At 68.3% G+C, this 17,946-nt stretch carries 8 protein-coding genes; all 8 read right to left on the bottom strand.

Annotation, left to right across the window (positions count from 1 at the left end; genetic code table 11):
• Positions 1–8,544: 8,544 nt before the first annotated feature.
• Positions 8,545–8,937 carry a VOC family protein gene (locus JGU66_08450; GenBank protein MBJ6760793.1) on the bottom strand — a complete coding sequence of 131 codons (393 nt, stop codon included), beginning with the start codon at positions 8,935–8,937 and terminating at the stop codon, positions 8,545–8,547.
• 154 nt (positions 8,938–9,091) lie between these two features.
• On the bottom strand, positions 9,092–9,742 hold the full coding sequence (gene rsmG, locus JGU66_08445) for a 16S rRNA (guanine(527)-N(7))-methyltransferase RsmG (protein MBJ6760792.1): 651 nt from the start codon (positions 9,740–9,742) through the stop codon (positions 9,092–9,094).
• A 98-nt stretch (positions 9,743–9,840) separates the two neighbouring features.
• The gene (gene mnmG / locus JGU66_08440) at positions 9,841–11,688 is read right to left on the bottom strand and encodes a tRNA uridine-5-carboxymethylaminomethyl(34) synthesis enzyme MnmG (protein MBJ6760791.1); all 1,848 of its coding nucleotides are present in this window, start codon (positions 11,686–11,688) and stop codon (positions 9,841–9,843) included.
• A 640-nt stretch (positions 11,689–12,328) separates the two neighbouring features.
• Entirely contained in the window at positions 12,329–13,585 is a 1,257-nt protein-coding gene (locus JGU66_08435; GenBank protein MBJ6760790.1) for a sigma-70 family RNA polymerase sigma factor, read from the bottom strand.
• Positions 13,585–13,980 (bottom strand): hypothetical protein, encoded by a 396-nt coding sequence (locus tag JGU66_08430; protein ID MBJ6760789.1) that lies wholly within the window; start codon positions 13,978–13,980, stop codon positions 13,585–13,587. The genes JGU66_08435 and JGU66_08430 overlap by 1 nt, the downstream gene beginning before the upstream one ends.
• Positions 13,981–14,146: 166 nt before the next feature.
• Positions 14,147–14,506 (bottom strand): hypothetical protein, encoded by a 360-nt coding sequence (locus JGU66_08425; GenBank protein ID MBJ6760788.1) that lies wholly within the window; start codon positions 14,504–14,506, stop codon positions 14,147–14,149.
• 88 nt (positions 14,507–14,594) lie between these two features.
• Positions 14,595–15,065 (bottom strand): macro domain-containing protein, encoded by a 471-nt coding sequence (locus JGU66_08420; GenBank protein MBJ6760787.1) that lies wholly within the window; start codon positions 15,063–15,065, stop codon positions 14,595–14,597.
• 45 nt (positions 15,066–15,110) lie between these two features.
• A complete protein-coding gene (locus JGU66_08415; protein ID MBJ6760786.1) occupies positions 15,111–17,933 on the bottom strand; it encodes an insulinase family protein in 2,823 nt (940 codons plus the stop codon).
• Positions 17,934–17,946 lie beyond the last annotated feature (13 nt).

The raw sequence follows: 17,946 nt of genomic DNA, 5'->3' as shown, positions 1-17,946 counted from the left end.
GGTTCGAAGCGGTGCCCCGCACTTCCAGCCGAGTGCTTCGACCCAGCGCGCTCGCCACCATTGGCCAGCGCTCCGTGAGGCTGGATCGTCGGTCGCTGTCCGGCCAGACAGGGCGATTCGCGGAGCCGGTTCGAAGCGGTGCCCCGCACTTCCAGCCGAGTGCTTCGACCCAGCGCGCTCGCCACCATTGGCCAGCGCTCCGTGAGGCTGGATCGTCGGTCGCTGTCCGGCCAGACAGGGCGATTCGCGGAGCCGGTTCGAAGCGGTGCCCCGCACTTCCAGCCGAGTGCTTCGACCCAGCGCGCTCGCCACCATTGGCCAGCGCTCCGTGAGGCTGGATCGTCGGTCGCTGTCCGGCCAGACAGGGCGATTCGCGGAGCCGGTTCGAAGCGGTGCCCCGCACTTCCAGCCGAGTGCTTCGACCCAGCGCGCTCGCCACCATTGGCCAGCGCTCCGTGAGGCTGGATCGTCGGTCGCTGTCCGGCCAGACAGGGCGATTCGCGGAGCCGGTTCGACGCGGTGCCCCGCACTTCCAGCCGAGTGCTTCGCCCCAGCGCGCTCGCCACCATTGGCCAGCGCCCCGTGAGGCTGGATCGTCGGTCGCTGTCCGGCCAGACAGAGCGATTCGCGGAGCCGATTCGAAGCGGTGCCTTGCACTTCCAACCAAGCGCTTTGTTCCAACGTGCTCGCCACCATCGGCCAGCGTCATACCGGGCGGCTGAATCGTCAGTCGCTGTTCGGCCAGTCAGCGCAGTCTTCAGAGCCGGCTCGAAGCGGTGCCTCGCACTTCCAACCGAGCGCTTCGCTCCAACGCGCTCGCGAACCTTGCGCAGCCGGCATGACTGCACTGACTCCCTCGGGACAGGGACTCGGATCCATCGCAGCAGCGGGGCGGCCGGGCTGAGCACTCCGCTGCGCCGACCGCCCAGTTTGCGCCGCGACCAGCCCTTGAGCTGAGTGCATCGTTCCGACACGCTCGCCTCTATCGCGGAGGCAACGAGGACCTCGTTTCTTGCGTGAGCATGGGGGATCGATGCCTTTGCTTGTCGCTGCGGCCGGACCATTCAGCCCGCGTCATCGGACCGTTCGGAGTGCAGCAGCATCTCGGTCCCGCATGGTTCCCTGATTGCGACTCAGCTGCGGCTGAGCCCCACCTCGCGCCTCAACTTCGCTACCAACTCCGCGCCGAGACTTGGCTTCGGCGTCAGGCGCAGCCTGGCCATCACTCGCCCCACCCCGTTCGTCCCCCGCGTGCTTTCAGCGGAGCCCTCTTCGCCAGCGGGCTCAGCTTCATCTCGTCGCCCTACTTCGCACACCAACTCGTGAGGCTCGGCTTCATCCTCAACGTCAGCACAGCGACCGTCCGAGCAGCCGTCCGATGAGCCATGCAGCACCTCGTGCACTTTGCGCCTTCGATGAAGCCGTTCGCCTCATCGGCTCCACTCGCGACACGTCCCTGCCTCCGGCTTCGGCGTGTCGCGAGCGTGGAGTAGCAGGCATCTCGCACCGCGACGCATTCGGCGCTTCGTGCCCTCGCGATGTCCTTCGCGGCGTCTTGCGTGGATTCGCCGCCCAGCCATCGGTCCGGACTGCTGCGTCCATGGGCCACGAGGCGGCGACCACCTGGTATTCCATCTCCACGAGTCGCGGCGGCACCGTGTCTTCACGACCCTCGACCGAGAGCCTCGCGGGTCCATCTCGAAGCCTGACTACAGCATCTGCCTCGCTCGTGAAGCCGGCGGTGGCACTTCGCCCAGGCTACGCGTCCCCTTCCTTGGGTTGCTGGCCAGCAACTGCCTGCATGGCGACTTCTCCGAAGACGGTGGCACTTCGCCCAGGCCACTCGTCCCCTTCCTTGGGTTGCTGGCCGGCACCTGCCTGCATGGCGACTTCGCCGCGAAGGTGAGACGCGCTCCAACTGGACCGTTGATGTCGACCACCCATGCGCATCACCCCGGTTGGCCTGAGGTCGAGCACGTGTTCCGCCCATGGCGACGCCGCACCCACGCGACGCATCGGATGCGGATTCGCGGCGGCCCTCGTTCCTCATGAAGCAACGACGGTCACCGTGGATTCATCGCGGGGGCGAACAGGGCGGCTCCCTGTGACTCGACATGTCCTGCGACCAGGATGCCTCACTGCGCGGGCCCGTCACTGACAGCACCTGAGGTTCGAGCGGTTCGCGATGCGCTGACTCGACTCCGGCGCATGGTCCGCGGGCCGAACACCGAGGCTCACGATTCATGGATTGAGCGTGCCGCGTCACCGAGCACCCGCATCCAGACCTCGGTGGGCGGTCCCTGGAGTTTCACGTGGAACTCCGTCGGCATTGCTCCGCACGGGATGACGGACCTCGCAACCTCTCCTGCTCAACCGCGCGCTCATGCGCACGACCTGCGCCGGTCCAGGTGGAACTCAGTGGGGCTGAGCGCCTCCACCTTCGAGCCACTTTTCATCCAGCTCGCCCACGACCTCTCGGGCGTGTTCGGTTCATCCACGCAGGTCTGCGGATGCTCTCGCCGTTGATCTTCGAGGCCAGTGCTTGGTCAGCCCTCAAGCATCCGACCGGTGTGCGACTGGCACGGTTCCAGGTGGAATGAAGCAGACCGCACCAGTCATCCACGTGGACGTGCGACCTAGCTCAGGTGGCCCGTCGCGAGGTCTGTGCACTCGCATCCATGGCTCACGAAGGACCTCCGTTCCGCCACATCACCTCGGCCGAGTTCGCGACACACCGACGCCATCGACCTCGGCTCCTTGGCTTCGACCTCGGCTTCCGTCGCGGTCACTTCAAGCCTCAGGCCGAGACCTCCTCTTCGCTGTTCCACGTGGAACGCTGACGGTCCTCACTGGCGCCGGACCGCAGTTGGGACCCCACGCACTTCGGGCGCACCACGAGCCCAACGGCCTCACTCATTGAAGTCATCGGTGGCCCGTCCCTCGGCCAAGGATCCGAGGCCGCGCGGCACTTCAACCCTCAGGGCGACACGCCCAGCGCCGTTCCACGTGAAACAAGCGCGGGCCTCATGGGCGCCCACGGGTTCCGCGACCGGGCTCACTTCCGGTTCAGCGATGCGCCTCGTGTTCCACGTGGAACGGCGCTTCGACCTCAACTCGCGGCCCCCGCAGAACGCGAGCCCTGGTGAAGCCGTCGATGGCCTCCTCACCCAGCCGCGGCTCCAAGGACTGGCGCGTGGTCCATCAACCCTCCACGTGATGCACGCAGCGCTGTTCCACGTGGAACGTTGATGAGCCTCACCAGCAGCCGAACAAGGCCGAGACCCAATTCACATCCGGCCCATCGCGAGCCCATGGATGCGTCTTCGTGTTCCACGTGGTGCGGCGCTTCGACCTCAACTCGTGGCTCCCCGAAACCGCGAGGCAGCACTTCACAACCCCACCGCTGACTGCTTCCTTCGGCTACGGATCCGGAGCCGGCGTGAGGCCCCTCCATCCTCAGCGCGACGCAGGCAGCGCTGTTCCACGTGGAACAACGGCAGGCCTCATCGGTCCCGCGCACGGGCTCACTTCGGTCTCGCTGATGCGTCTTCGTGTTCCACGTGGAACAGCACTTCGACCTCAACTCGTGACCCTTCGAAACCGCGGGACGGCACTTCGCTCAGCCATCGCTTGCCGCAACCTTCGACCGCGGATCCGGAGCCGGTGCACGGGCACTTCAAGCATCGGAGTGATGCGCGCAGCGCTGTTCCACGTGGAACAAACACGGGCCGCACAGTCCACGAAACCGACCGTCGAAGGGACCCACTTGGGGCTCGCCGATTCGGCTTCGTGTTCCACGTGGAACAGCACTTCGACCTCAACTCGTGACCCTTCGAAACCGCGGGACGGCACTTCGCTCAGCCATCGCTTGCCGCAACCTTCGACCGCGGATCCGGAGCCGGTGCACGGGCACTTCAAGCATCGGAGTGATGCGCGCAGCGCTGTTCCACGTGGAACAAACACGGGCCGCACAGTCCACGAAACCGACCGTCGAAGGGACCCACTTGGGGCTCGCCGATTCGGCTTCGTGTTCCACGTGGAACAGCACTTCGACCTCAACTCGTGACCCTTCGAAACCGCGGGACGGCACTTCGCTCAGCCATCGCTTGCCGCAACCTTCGACCGCGGATCCGGAGCCGGTGCACGGGCACTTCAAGCATCGGAGTGATGCGCGCAGCGCTGTTCCACGTGGAACAAACACGGGCCGCACAGTCCACGAAACCGACCGTCGAAGGGACCCACTTGGGGCTCGCCGATTCGGCTTCGTGTTCCACGTGGAACACGAAGCCGAATCCGCGAGCCCCAAGTGGGTCCCTTCGACGGTCGGTTTCGTGGAGAGTGCGGCCCGTGTTTCTTCCACGTGGAACAGCACTTCGACCTCAACGCGTGACCCTTCGAAACCGCGGGACGGCACTTCGCTCAGCCACTGATTGCCGCGTCCTTCGACCGCGGATCCGGAGCCCGTGCACGGCACTTCAAGCATCGGCGGGATGCGTGCGGCGCTGTTCCACGTGGAACAAGCACGGGCCTCACGGGCCATGGAACTGACCGGCGAAGGGACCCACTTGGGGTTCGCCGATGTGCCTTCGTGCTTCACCTGTTTCGACAGTTCGCACCCATCTCGCGCGACCCATCCGAACCCAGGAACACTCCCGGACGAACCGTCCATCGCCACCTCTTCTGGCTTCGGATCCGAGGTCAGTGCGCTGACCTTCAAGCGCTGGGGCGATGTGAATGGGCTGTTCCACGTGGAACACCGACGGGCCTCATCGACCTTGCAAAGGACCGACGACCAGCCGCCGTTCGGGCGTGTGGATGGGCTTCCGTGTTCCACGTGGAACAGCAGTTCGAGCACAGGTTGAGGACGGCCTGAGCCACTCGGTCACGTTGGATGGCGAGACGCTCCCCGCCCCTTCCACGGCTTCGGATCCAACTCTCACCCTTGTTCGTGCTTCGCGCTGACACCTGCTCAGCGCTGTTCCACGTGGAACGTGGATGGCCTCATCGGCGACCCCGTTGGAATGGAGAACGAACTCACTTCGGGGCTCGTGGATGCACTTCCGGGTTCCACGTGGAGCAGCACTTCGGGCCTGTCTCGTGGCTCAGCCAAGCCTCGCTGCAGGGATGGACGGAACAGGTCTCGACGACCCTTGCAGGGAGCTGGATCCATCCCACGGTCGTTGGAGGCTCGCGCTCAATCCGCGCCTCAGTGCTGTTCCACGTGGAACGCTGACGAACCTCGCTGACCGCGCAGCGCCTCCACGAACCGAGTCACCTCGGGCTCGTTGGTGAGCCTCCGTGTTCCACGTGGAACGGCTTCGTGAGTCACTGCTTCGTGCAGGCTTGGTAGCGAGTCCGGGCACGTGAGGCCCACAAAGCAGCGCCTCTCGCTCACCAGCTTTCGGCCCCGGATCCGGAACACGCATCACCCACCATGAAGCATCGAGGTGATGCGTCGGGCACGGTTCCATCTCGAACGAAGGCGGGCCTCATCAGCCACCCATCGGACCGGTGAGCCCGCTCAACTCAGGCGCACGGATGGACCGTCGTGTTCCACGTGGAACGGCTCCGAGCGGTGTTGCTCCGCGCGAGTCCGGTGCATGACCGGGCATGCCGAGCGCACCGCGCAGCGAGGTGGCTTCCCCATCCGTCCGCTTCGAACTCGGCGGGCCTCGTCGTTCGACAAGCATCGGGCGAGGCGCTCACCACGGGTCCAACTGGAGCGATGGTCAGGCTCACGGACCACCCTGTGGACCTGCGACCCGACTCTCGTCAGCCCGCCACGCGGGCCACTCATCGGCTCCACGGTGCACCATCGCTTGGCACCCATGAGCCGTTGCTTCGTGCGGTCCAATGGTGTGACCGGGCACGCCCACCTCATCGAGCCGAAGAACTCTGGCTCACGCTTTGACTTGGGAACCAGCGCCCACTCCTCCAGGCGTCAGGGCCATGGCTCATGGGGGAACGAAGATGGCCGGATTGGCCATGATGAAACTCGAGACCTGACTCACTTCGGTTCATCACAGGGCTCGTAGGTCAGCAGCCATGGTCCAGGTCGAGCCGCATTCGTGGGCACTGCTTCGGGCGGGTTCGGTGCCACGACGTGGCCTACCAACTTCACCCGTCATGTCGTCGAAGCCGGAGCAGGTCTCGGCGACTCGCACGCATCAGCGTCTTGGGCACAGCGTTGCCCCGTGTGGAAGGCCATCCATGTCGTTGCCCTGCGCGGATTGGGTGGTGAGGACTGGCCTGTCGTCCTCGCGACGCAGAGGCGCTCCGTTCCTGCGCTTCGGGTTCGGTGTCACCGCACTTCAGGCATCGGTGCCCTGCATGCCTTGCTGGTCACGGTGGCACCCAAGTGCTGCCTCACTTCGGTTCATCATGGGGTCCGCGGGTGAGCCTCCGCACTCCAGGGGAACGACTCTTCGGACCGGATGCAGCGCACCTCCGAGTCCATCGACGTCACCTGCTGGAGAGGCGTCGCGCTCCGGTCCTGAGTCCGTCTCTGACGCTGCTGACTTCCCTTGGGCCACGAAGTCGCTGCGCGCTTCGCGGCGTTCCGTGTGGAACCGCATCGACGACTTGCGCACTGCCTCGCGCAGGCTCGGGCTGCTGCGAACCCGGCGGCGACTTGCTGCTCATGTCAGCGGCACATGGCCTGAACCGGCCGGGTGATTGCGCGAGCTCGCCTGTGATGAAGCTCGGCGTCATCCGCCGCTCTCGCGGAGCATCGGCTCGGCATGGTGGCGTGCATGACGTCCATCCACCTCGCTACTCGCTGGGCGTCATGGGCACGGCACATCCGATGCGGTGTCACGCCCCTCGCGGGTGAGCGCAGATTGGAAGGCTTCGCATCCCGTCGGAACCTGTCCCTGGCGGTGCAGTCCATGGGGCATCGCCGGTCCCCAACAGGGCTGTGATGGATGTGCTTCGGGCTGTTCCTCATCGGCCTCGTCCGCGTCGCTTCGAGCGCCATGAGGCATGGCTCTCGGAGCAGTCTCCTCGGCCTTGCCTTCATCCACGTGCCGCCGTGGCGTGGCGTCCCCAATGTGCACAGCGCAGCACGACTGCAGGTCCCCATCCTCGGCGCATGTGCAACGACTCCGCCGGATGCGCTCGCGTCGCGAAACATGGGGGTCGTGTCGAGAAGCTGCTTGGCGGCTGAGGACTCGGTGGTGATGCGGGCCTGATGCTTGAGTGGCTCAGGCACGAGACACTCGCATCCGCACCTTCGGGCTGACGGTCTGCATTCGACGGATGGACCCCTCGCGCTCTCGACGGATGGTTCGAGAACCTGGGATCGCCCACCCAGACCTGAGTTGCGGCTGGCGCGATTCACTCTGCCGAGACTGGCGGGACTGCGACGCGTTCCATGGGGAACCGAAGTGGCGCCGTTCGGCTGCGGTCGGTCACTGCGATGAGGGTTCGCGTGTCGACCTCACAGTCTCCTCATCGCATTCGGGAGGCGGCCAACCGTGACTGACTCCGAGCGCTCATGTGGGTTCCCTGTGGAACGTGCATGGGCCGCGTCGCCACCCCATGGATCCGAACGGAGACGCTGACAGCGAGCATCGCGTGAGCAGTCTCGCTGGGTGCTGATGACTCTCGTGCGCGCCCTGTCGCTCCACTCCCAGGTCGTCATTCCTCAGGGATGATTGAGGTCCGAATGGCGCAAGCGCGACATGGTGGGCTGGGCTCAGCGTGGCGCGGCTCAGAGCATCGGCTCCTGACGCGCCGATGCTCCGAGCGCGCCTCTTCCACCTGGACTGAGGAAGGGCTCCAGGGGCTCGCGGTGATGAGCCTGGAGTGAGGCAGGCTCGGGCATGCCCTCCTGTGAATCGAGCGGGGCTCCGCGCCGTGAATCCGCTGAGCCGCGATGCGGTCGTGTCTCGGCTGGCACCGGTCGGTGGTGGCCTGGGGAGTTCGCCTCTTCAGCACCTGGTGTCCCCTCCCCTCCCCTTCCGAGAACCCGCCCTCCCCCGTTCTGGGGATGTCGAACGGCGACACACTTCGATGCCCTCGATGTCGCTGCGCGCTTCAGTCGTGCTCGCGCCTCTCAGTCCGTCAGCCCTCCTCTCCGAGGACTCTTGCGAACCTGTGGATGGAAGCGCGGCCTGCTCCTGCCTGCGGATCAGTTGCCGCTGACCGGCCATCCTTGTTGGCGATGAGTCCTCGTCAGCCGATGCCCCATGGAGAGGTTCCACGCGCGGAGCCGATGCGCTCGGCGACTCGAACCGCTGAGACATCACTGGCGCTGGACCTTCGGGATTGAGGTGCCCTCTGCCACGCGCAGACCACGTCCGAGTCAGGAACGGACCCGACTTCTCGAAGCGCGGCTGACAGATGACTTCGTACGCGTGCCTCGACGGACCACGTCTTCATGCGAAGACGTCCGCGCTATCGCCGGGTCACGTTGCTCCGTCGGAGCGGATCAACTCCCGCTTCGACCTTCGTGCCCACGTCGCGGGCGAAGGACTCGGGAGGAGCGCCCTCATCGCACTTCACGGGCATCCGCTCGCGGCTCGCGCGTTCCGCGGCCTTGCGTCAGCGCTTCCAGTCTCCTTGGTAGAGCACCACGCGGTAGCCATCTGGATCCTCGAAGGTCTTCCCCCCCGCGTCCCAGTAGGGATTCCGCGACACCACGGCTCGGTGTCCCGCGGCTTCCACCTTCGCGACCCACGCATCCCACTGCGCTCGGTCCGGGACGTAGAAGATCAGCAGGTTGTCCTCGGAGGGTGAGCGCGGCGCCTCGTGGCCGTGCTCCACCGTGAACTCCAGGTGGTACGGCGCTCCCGAGTGCCCGAGCATCACCCCGTCGAAGCCCTCGTGGTCCCGAAAGCCTCCCAGGAGCGAGAAGCCCAGCGCTCCCTCGTAGAAGCGAACCACCGCGTCCAGGTCTCGCGTCGGCCTCGCGACCCGCAGCTTGAAGTGCTCCACCGTCGACTCCCGTCGCGCCTCCGCGGCGCCATGGATGGCTCGCGCGGAGGGTATCGGGCTCGGCTCGCGGCGTGGACGCATCGCCGCAAGGGACCAACGGAACTCCAACAGATTGGAGCGCTCGCTCTCGGTTGAGAGCGAGGCGCGCCCTCCCCTACTCCTTCGCGAACACCGCCACCTGCCGCTCCGCTCCGGAGAACGGGAGCCGATAGGCCCGCGCCGACACCACCTTCAGGTTCCGCTCCGCCGCGCGCGCCGCCAGCTCCGCGTCCGTCTGCGCCTTGCCGAGCATCGCCACCACGCGACCTCCCGGCTCCACATACGCGGGCGCGAGCGCCAACCAGTCCGGCAAGTCCATGAACGCTCGCGCAATCAGGACCTGCGCGCGGGGAATCCCCTCCGCCTCGGGCTTGCCCTCCGCGCGCGCGTGCAGTCCCCGCACGCCCAACCCCAATGTCGCCGAGGCCGCCTTGATGAACGCGACCTTCTTCCCCACCGCGTCCACCAACGTCACGCCCAAGGTCGGCAAGGTCACTCGCAACGGCAACCCCGGGAAGCCCGCGCCCGCGCCCAGGTCCAACAACGAGGTCGCCCCCGTCACCTCGGGCAGCACCGCGAGCGAGTCCAGGAAGTGCTTCTCCAGCACCTCGTCCGGCGCGGTGATGGCCGTGAGGTTCACCTTGGCGTTCCACTTGAGGAGCTCGCCCATCAGCCGGAACAGCCGAGGCCCCACGTCCTCCCCCACCGACACGCCCAAGGCTCGGCATCCCACCGCGAGCTGATCTGAGAACCGCGCGTTATCCACAGCGTCTCCCTGTCCAAGCGGTCCCTAAACCGCTGGAATCATTCATGGACTCTCTGTCCCCAGAGTTGCCCACACGTTGTCCACACCCCGGGTTCTGATCACTCCGGGGGCAGCGCACAGCCACTCACCGGCCCCGGTCCCCGCTTCAGCGCCACCAGCAACAGCGACACCGCCGCGGGCGTCAGCCCCGGAATTCGCCGAGCCTGCCCCACCGTCCCCGGCTGATGCGCCGACAGCTTCTCCACCGCCTCGGCGCTCAGTCCCCGCACCGCATCGAAGCGGAACCCTTCGGGGATCCGCCACCGGTCCGTGGCCTCTGCTTCGCGCGCCGCCGCTCGCTCGGCCTGGGCAATGTAGCCCTCGTACTTCACCTCCACCTCCACCTCCTCCACCACGTCTGGAGGCAGCGTCGGCCAGTCCTCTCGCCCCTCGCCCAGTTGGGCGTGGCTCATCTCCGGACGCTTCAGGCGCAGCGCGAGGCCGCCGCGCTTCAGCCGCGCCACCTCGTCCGTCACCGCGTGGGCTCGGGCCTCGGCGCGCTCCAGGGCCTCGCGCGGGAGGAGCCCCACCCGGTGCCCGTGCTTCGCCAGTCGCAGGTCCGCGTTCCCTTCACGCAGCTTGAGCCGATGCTCGGAGCGGCTGGTGAACATGCGGAACGGCTCGTCCACGCCCTTCGTCACCAGGTCGTCCACCAGCACCGCGCCGTGGGCCTCGTCTCGGCCCAAGAGGAGCGGCGGCTCGCCCTTCACCTGGAGGGCCGCGTTGAGGCCCGCCCACAGTCCTTGGAAGGCCGCCTCCTCGTACCCCGACGTGCCGTTGAGCTGCCCCGCGAAGAAGAGGCCCGACACCGCCTTCGTCTCCAGCGTGGCGCGCAGCTGCGTGGGGGGCGCGTAGTCGTACTCCACCGCGTAGCCGAAGCGGACCACCTCCACCCGCTCCAGCCCCGGCACCGTGCGCAGGAAGGCGAGCTGCACGTCCGCCGGCATGCTGGTGGACAACCCCGCCGGGTACACCAGCGGAGAGCTCGGTCCCTCGGGCTCGAGGAAGACCTGGTGACGCTCGCGCGCGGCGAAGCGCACCACCTTGTCCTCCAGCGAGGGACAGTACCGCGGCCCTCGCCCCACGATGTCCCCCTGGAAGAGCGGCGAGCGGTGCAGGTTGTCGCGCAGCAGCCGATGCGTCTCGGCCGTCGTCGCCGTGAGGCCGCACGTCACCGGCGGCTGACGGGGGAACACCTCGCCCGAGGACAGCTCGCCGCGCGTGCGCCAGGAGAACGGGCGCGGCGGAAAGTCTCCGGGCTGCGGCGTCACCGCGTCCCAGTCGATGCTCGCGCGCGCGAGTCGCGCCGGCGTCCCCGTCTTGAAGCGCCCGAGCGAGAAGCCCGCCGCGCGCAGCGAATCCGACAACCCGCGCGCCGCGTCGTCACCGAGCCGGCCGCCCACTTCCTTCTTCTCGCCCACGTGCATGAGCGCCTGAAGGAAGGTGCCCGTGGTGAGCAGCACCGCGCGGGCGAGCACCTGCGTGCCATCGCCCAGCACCACGCCCGCCACGCGGCCACCCTCGACGACGAGCGAGGACACCTCGGCCTCGCGCACGTCCAGGTTCGGCTGCGAGAAGAGCACCGACTGCATGGCGGCGGCGTAGGCCTCGCGGTCGCAGAGCACGCGCGTCGCCTGCACGGCGGGGCCCTTGGATTCGTTGAGCGTCTTGAAGTGCGTGCCCGCCAGGTCCGCCACGCGGCCCATCTCGCCGCCGAGCGCATCCAGTTCGCGCACCAGGTGGCCCTTGGCCGTGCCGCCCACGGCGGGGTTGCAGCTCATCACCGCGGCGCGGTCCCGCTTGAGCGTCACGCCGAGCGTGGACACGCCCAAGCGCGCACAGGCCAGCGCGGCCTCGCAGCCCGCATGGCCCAGCCCCACCACGATGACGTCGTACCGGAGTCCCATCGCTCGCGAGGGCCACGCGCCACCCGCGTCCGACACCTGAGCGCGGGCCCGCTTCGTCACGCCGGGCACCGAGCCCCGCGCGCTGCGGCCTTGCGCTTCCCTATGTCCCCGGCCCGGGCCCTTGGCAAGCAAAGGCCCACGCGAGCGAACACCCAGGCGCCCTCCCCTCCCCTCTTCCGGGGACGGGAGCAGCGCGAGGCGGACAGTGGGAGGGGTTGAAACGCTGCCCGCCTCGCGCGCACCGGTCACCTCTCCAGCGGGTGGGCCGGACGCTCACGGCAGCCAACCCCACCGGACAGGTGGCACTCCAGATGTCTGTCTTGGTCTTGGAACGGCGTCCCCCTCGGCCGCCAGGCGCCCCCCGCGCCACTCTCCCCCTCTCGCGCGTCCCCCTCGGCGCGCTCGGCATCCCCCTCTTCGTCCGTTCACCGGCGCCCCGATTCGCCGTGGAACCCGCGCCCTTGGGCGCGACCGCGAGGCCCCCGTCCTCGCGTGCTGCCGAACTGCTGTCGCGCACACGGGGGGCGATCTCCTCCGTGCGGTGAGGGCGCAACGGTGTGGGGACCCGAAGCCGAGAGGACGGCGCGGCCCCCGTGTGCGCGACACGTGAAGGTATAGCCAATGGGTCTGACATCCCGGCTCAGGCGCCGGTGTCTCGCAGCCGCGCGGCGCGCACGAGCAGGTAGTCGCGTTCGGGGAGGCTGGTGGTGCGCTGGGACGCCTTCAGGTAGTGCGCGATGGCCGCGTCGCGCTCGCCCGCGCGCTCCAGCAGGTGGGCTCGCACCGCATCCAGCCGGTGGTGCTCCGCGAGGCGGGCATCCGCGTCCAGGCGCTTCAAGAGGTGCAGGCCCGCTTGAGGTCCCTGCACCATGGCGACCGCGATGGCGTGGTTGAGCGTCACCATCGGGTTGTCCGAGAAGCCCATCAGGACTTCGTACAGCGCGACAATCTGCGGCCAGTCCGTGGCCTCGGTGCAGGGGGCCTCGTCGTGCACCGCGGCGATGGCGGCCTGGAGTGGATACGGTCCCACTGCGCCTCGGGACAGCGTCGCGGTGACGAGCGCGATGCCCTCGGCAATCTCGGCCGCGTTCCACAGGCGGCGGTCCTGCTCCTCGAGCGGAATCAGCTCGCCCGAGGGACCCGTGCGCGCCGCGCGCCGCGCGTCCGTCAGGAGCATCAGCGCGAGCAGCCCCGCCACTTCGCCGTCCTCTGGGAGGAGGCCGTAGAGCAGTCGCGTCAGGCGCAGGGCTTCACCGGACAGGTCGCCGCGGCGCAGCTCGGATCCGAAGCTCGCGGTGTAGCCCTCGCTGAAAATCAAATACAGCACGTGCAGCACGGTTCCCAGGCGCCGCGTCCCCTCCTCCGCCGTGGGCATCTGGAAGGGAACGCCCGAGTCCTGGATGCGCTGCTTGGCGCGGCTGATCCGCTGCGCCATCGTCGCCTCGGGGACCAGGAACGCCCGCGCGATCTCCGCCGTGGTGAGCCCTCCCACCGCACGCAAGGTCAGCGCGATGGCCGAGGCCGTGGAGAGCGCGGGGTGACAGCACATGAAGAGCAGCACGAGCGTGTCATCCCGCCCCGCGGTCTCGTCCTCGTCGAGCGCCAGCGCGAGCTGCTCCTCGGGCGGCACCAGGCTCACCACGAGCTCCTCGCGGCGCCGGCGCGCGGTCTCGGCGCGGACCTGATCCGAGAGGCGGCGCGCGGCCACCTGGATGAGCCACGCGCGCGGCTCTTGCGGCACGCCCAGACGGGGCCACTGCTCGGCCGCGGCGATCAACGCCTCCTGGACGGCGTCCTCGGAGGCGCTGAAGTCGCGGAACCTTCGGATCACCGCGCCGAGCACCTGCGGCGCGAGCGTCCGGAGCAGGTCCTCCATCTGGGCGGAGGCCGCGTGCATCACATCAGTTCAGGCGGAGGGCCGCTCATCACCTGGCGCACTTCGATGGCCATGTTGAGCGGCTTGCCACCCGGGCCCGGGGCGGCGGAGGCCTCGGCGGCGATGGCGTAGGCGCGCTCCGGGTTCTCCACCTCGATCATCCAGTAGCCGGCGAGGAACTCCTTGGACTCGGGGAACACGCCGTCGGTGATGGGCTTGCCGTCCGCGCCCGCGCGCACGCGCTTGGCCTGGTCGGGCCCCGCGAGTCCCTCGGCGGCCACCAGCTCGCCCGTCCCCTTGAGCTTCTTGGCGAACCCCATCATGAAGGCGATGTGCGCCTTGATGTCCTGCTGCGGCCAGTTCGCCACCTGGTACGGGCCATTGCCGGGGGTGTTCATCATCAGGATGTACTTCATGGTCGACTCCGTCGGTTGTCACCGGCGCCCCGTGATGAGGCGCGGTCACGCATAGGTCGGAGCCGAGCACGAATTCTCTACATGCCCGCCAAAGATTCCTCGCGCGACCCGCCCGAGGCTCCGAACCGGTGGAAATCACTGGGCTCAGAGCCCCTCCGGCCCCGGGTCAAAGCAGCGGAGCGGGCGCGGGGCAGTGCACATTTTCCGGGCAGCGCCCCTCCGATTTCGGCACGCAGGCGCCGCAGCAGGACATCTCGTCGGGTCCGCAGGCGGAGGAGGCGCACGCCCCGCAGTCCACCTGTCCGCCGCAGCCATCGTCGGCCCGGCCGCAGCGCAGCTTCAGGGAGGAGCAGGTCGCCGGCTCACAGGTCTGCCCGGTGCCGGCATCCCGAGTCACCGTCGCGGGCGCCACCGCGAGGGCCTCGGAGGTGGACTTCGTTCCATCCCCCTTCCCCGCCGCGCACGCCCCGAGCCCCAGCACCGCGACACCCACCACGAATCCCCGCATCCAGCCGCCAGCCTTCATCGCATCCACTCCCGTGTTCCCAGGTCCATCCCCCCGCCCCACGCATCATCGGTGGAACGCCTGGGCGGAAGGAATGGGCCTCCCCGAGTCACGGCGCGCGGTAGCGGATGATGCGCGTGTCGAGCGACGCGGTGTCCGCGTCCCGCATCGCCTCCTGCATGAGCGCGAGCGCACGCGCCTCATCGAAGCGGCCCGAACCCGAGCCGATGACGGGGAACGCCACCGAGCCAAAGCCATGCTCACGCGCGCGGGCCAAGGCATTGCGGACCGAGTCCTGGATGGAGCGCGTTGAGGCGCGCCACAGCAGGTCGATTCCGGCGACGTGGATGATGCCGCGAAAAGGCAGACGTCCCGGCCCCGTCACCACCGCCGAGCCGAGCGGCATGGGCCCCACGCGGGCCAGCTCACGAAAGGGCTCGGTGCCGCCGCGGCGTTTGATGGCGCCGGACACACCCTGGGGCAACAACAACCACCAGGGGATGATGTTGCGATTCCACGCATTGACAATCGCATCCACCGGCTGTTCGAGCAGGTCTCCATCCATCACGGCGACGGGCATGCGAGGAACATAACCCGCATGCCCGACACCGTGGCGTGTCTGCCATTACGGCGCGGCGGGGAGCGAGTCCGACGCGGGCGCCTTCTTGCGCGCCCCGGCGAAGTCGCCGGCCTTCACGGTGGAGACGCGGTCCCAGCTCAGACGCGCCGCCATGACCCGGCGGACCTCGTCTGGCGTCAGCTTCGCGAGCTTGCGCTCCAGCTCCGCGTCGAAGGCGAGTGTGCGGCCGAAGTACAGGTAGCTGGCGAGCTGCCGCGCGAGGTTCCCGTCCTGGGCTCGCGACGTCTGCCGATACTCCAAGAGGCCCGCGCGCGCCTTGGTCAGCTCCTCGGAGGAGAAGCCTTGCTGCGTCGCGCGGGAGATCTCCTCGCGCATCGCGGACTCCAGCTTCGCCGCGTTCTCCGGGGCGTAGATGGCATAGGTGACGAAGCTGCCCACCGCGTCCAGCTCGTTCGCGTGGACACTGCTGCCCACGCCGTATGAGAGGCCTTCCTGCTGGCGCACGCGCGTGGCCAGGCGTGAGTTGAGGAAGCCCCCGCCGAGCATGAAGTTGCCCAGCGTCAGCGCGGGCCAGTCCGCGTCATCGTCGCGCAAGGAGAGGGATTGCCCCGCGAGGAAGTACGCGTTGGCCTTGTCTGGCGTCTCCAGCGTCACGGCCTTGGCGCCCACGTCCACGTAGGAGTAGGGGACACGCGCGTAGGGAGCGCGGCTCTTCCAATCCCCCAACAGGGACTGCACCTGCGCGAGCACCTCTTGCTTGTCGAAGTCGCCCACCACCGCGAGCTCGCCGTGCGAGGCGCCGTAGAAGTCTCGGTAGAAGGCCCGCGCCTCGTCCAGCGTCGTGCCCTTCACCCCGGTCAGCCGCTCGTCCATCGTGGGCACGTAGTACGGGTGCCCCTTCAGGTACTGCGGTGACATCGCGCGCCAGAACGCGATGCCGCCCTGGGTCTCGGGAGTGCTGCGCTGCGCTTCGAGCGCGGTGAGGCGCTCCTGCTTCAGCAGGGCGAACTCGTTGGCGTCGAAAGAGGGCTCGCGAAACACTTCGGCGATGAGCTTCAGCACCTCGGAGAGGTGGTCGCGCGGACACTCGATGGAGACGCTCGCTCCGATGGCGGATCCATCGACGGACACGCGCGCCTTCAAGGTGTCCAGCGCGTCCATGAGCTGCTGACGCGAGTGCTTCGCGGTGCCGCGCAGGAGCATGCGGCTCGCGTACTGCGCCGCGTCCACTCGGCCCCGCACGGTCTCCTCGGTGCCCCAGTGCAGCTCGAGCACCACGTTCACCATCTCGCCGCGCGTCTTCTTCGGCAGCACGGCGTAGCGCAGTCCTCCGGGCAGTTCGCCGCGCTCGACGCGCGCCTCCACGTTGGCGGGGGAGGGGTCGAACGCCTCGCCTTGCGCCACCTTCGCGCGGCCCTGGTAGCCGTCCACCATCTTCGCCACGTCCACGGGCGAAGGCAGCTCGGCGCGGTCGGGCTGGGGCGTGGGGAGGAAGGCCCCCAACGTGCGGTTGGAGGGCTTGAGGTAGGCGGCCGCCACGCGCGTGACGTCCTCGGGCTTCACCTCGGAGATGCGGTCGCGATGCAGGAAGAGCAGGCGCCAGTCACCGATGGCGGCCCACTCGGACAACAGGATGGCGGCGCGCTCCGAGTTGTTGAGCAGCAGATCCACCTGCTTCAGCAGGCTCGTCTTCGCGCGCGTCACCTCGTCCGCCGTGAACGGGCGCCGCGCGGCCTCTTCGACCTCCTTGAGCAGCGTGTCGCGCGCGGGCGCGAGGGGTTGGTCCTGCCGCAGCTCGGTGGAGAAGCCAATGACGCCGGGGTCGCGGAGCTGGAAGTTGAACGCGCTCGCGCGCGAGGCCTGCTTCGTCTCCACGAGCGACTTGTAGAGGCGACCCGACGGCACGTCGCCGAGGACCTCGGTCAGCACGTCGATGGTGGCGAACTCAGGGTGGGCGCCCTCGGGCACGTGGTAGACGCTGGTGAGCAGCTGCGTGTCGCCCACGCGTCGCAGCGTCACCTCGCGCTCGCCGTCCTGCGTGGGCTCTTGCGTATAGGTGGCTGGGACTGGCGTGGAGGGACGCGGCACCTTGCCGAGCGTGTCGCGCACCATGGCGAGGGCCTTCGCTTCATCGAAGCGACCCGCCACCACGACCATCGCGTTATCGGGCCGGTAGTAGCGCCGGTAGAAGGCCTGGAGGCGATCGATGGGGACGTGCTCCAGGTCGGCGCGCGCGCCAATGGTCGACTTGCCGTAGTTGTGCCAGAGGTACGCGGTGCTCATCACGCGCGCGAAGAGGATGCCGCGCGGGTTGTTCTCGCCCGACTCCAGCTCGTTGCGGACCACCGTCATCTCGCTGTCGAGGTCCTTCTTCGCGATGAAGCTGTGGACCATGCGGTCGGCCTCGAAGCCGAGCGCCCAGCGCAGGTTGTCGTCCGAGGCGGGCAGGGTCTCGTAGTAGTTGGTGCGATCCAACCAGGTGGTGCCGTTGGGACGCGCGCCGCGCTCGGTGAGGGCCTGCGGCACGTTGGTCGTGGTGGGCGTGCCCTTGAACATGAGGTGTTCGAGCAGGTGGGCCATGCCCGTCTCGCCGTAGCCCTCGTGCTTGCTGCCCACGAAGTAGGTGACGTTGACCGTCACGGTGGGCTTGGTCGGATCCGGGAAGAGGAGCACGCGCAGGCCATTGGGCAGGCGGTACTCGGTGATGCCTTCCACGCTCGTCACGGGCGACAGCGCCGGCTCCTTGGTCGCTGCCCGAGCGGAGGCCGTGGCGGCCGGTTTCTGCGCGGGGGCAGGCCCCTTCGCCCACCCAGGAGTGGAGGCGACGAGCAGGGTGGCCAGCAGGAAGAGCGGGGTGCGGCGCGGCATGCGGTCCTCGCGA

Source organism: Myxococcaceae bacterium JPH2, from assembly GCA_016458225.1.
In the GTDB taxonomy this organism is placed as follows: Bacteria; Myxococcota; Myxococcia; order Myxococcales; family Myxococcaceae; genus Citreicoccus.
Note: the sequence above shows the minus strand (reverse complement) of the source record. Positions and strands in the feature narration are given on the sequence as shown.

Bases quoted from the DNA above. Each gene is read 5' to 3' on its own strand.
- mnmG (MBJ6760791.1), bottom strand. From the start codon at position 11,688: ATGGGACTCCGGTACGACGTCATCGTGGTGGGGCTGGGCCATGCGGGC.
- JGU66_08435 (MBJ6760790.1), bottom strand. From the start codon at position 13,585: ATGCACGCGGCCTCCGCCCAGATGGAGGACCTGCTCCGGACGCTCGCG.
- JGU66_08430 (MBJ6760789.1), bottom strand. From the start codon at position 13,980: ATGAAGTACATCCTGATGATGAACACCCCCGGCAATGGCCCGTACCAG.
- JGU66_08425 (MBJ6760788.1), bottom strand. From the start codon at position 14,506: ATGAAGGCTGGCGGCTGGATGCGGGGATTCGTGGTGGGTGTCGCGGTG.
- JGU66_08420 (MBJ6760787.1), bottom strand. From the start codon at position 15,065: ATGCCCGTCGCCGTGATGGATGGAGACCTGCTCGAACAGCCGGTGGAT.
- JGU66_08415 (MBJ6760786.1), bottom strand. From the start codon at position 17,933: ATGCCGCGCCGCACCCCGCTCTTCCTGCTGGCCACCCTGCTCGTCGCC.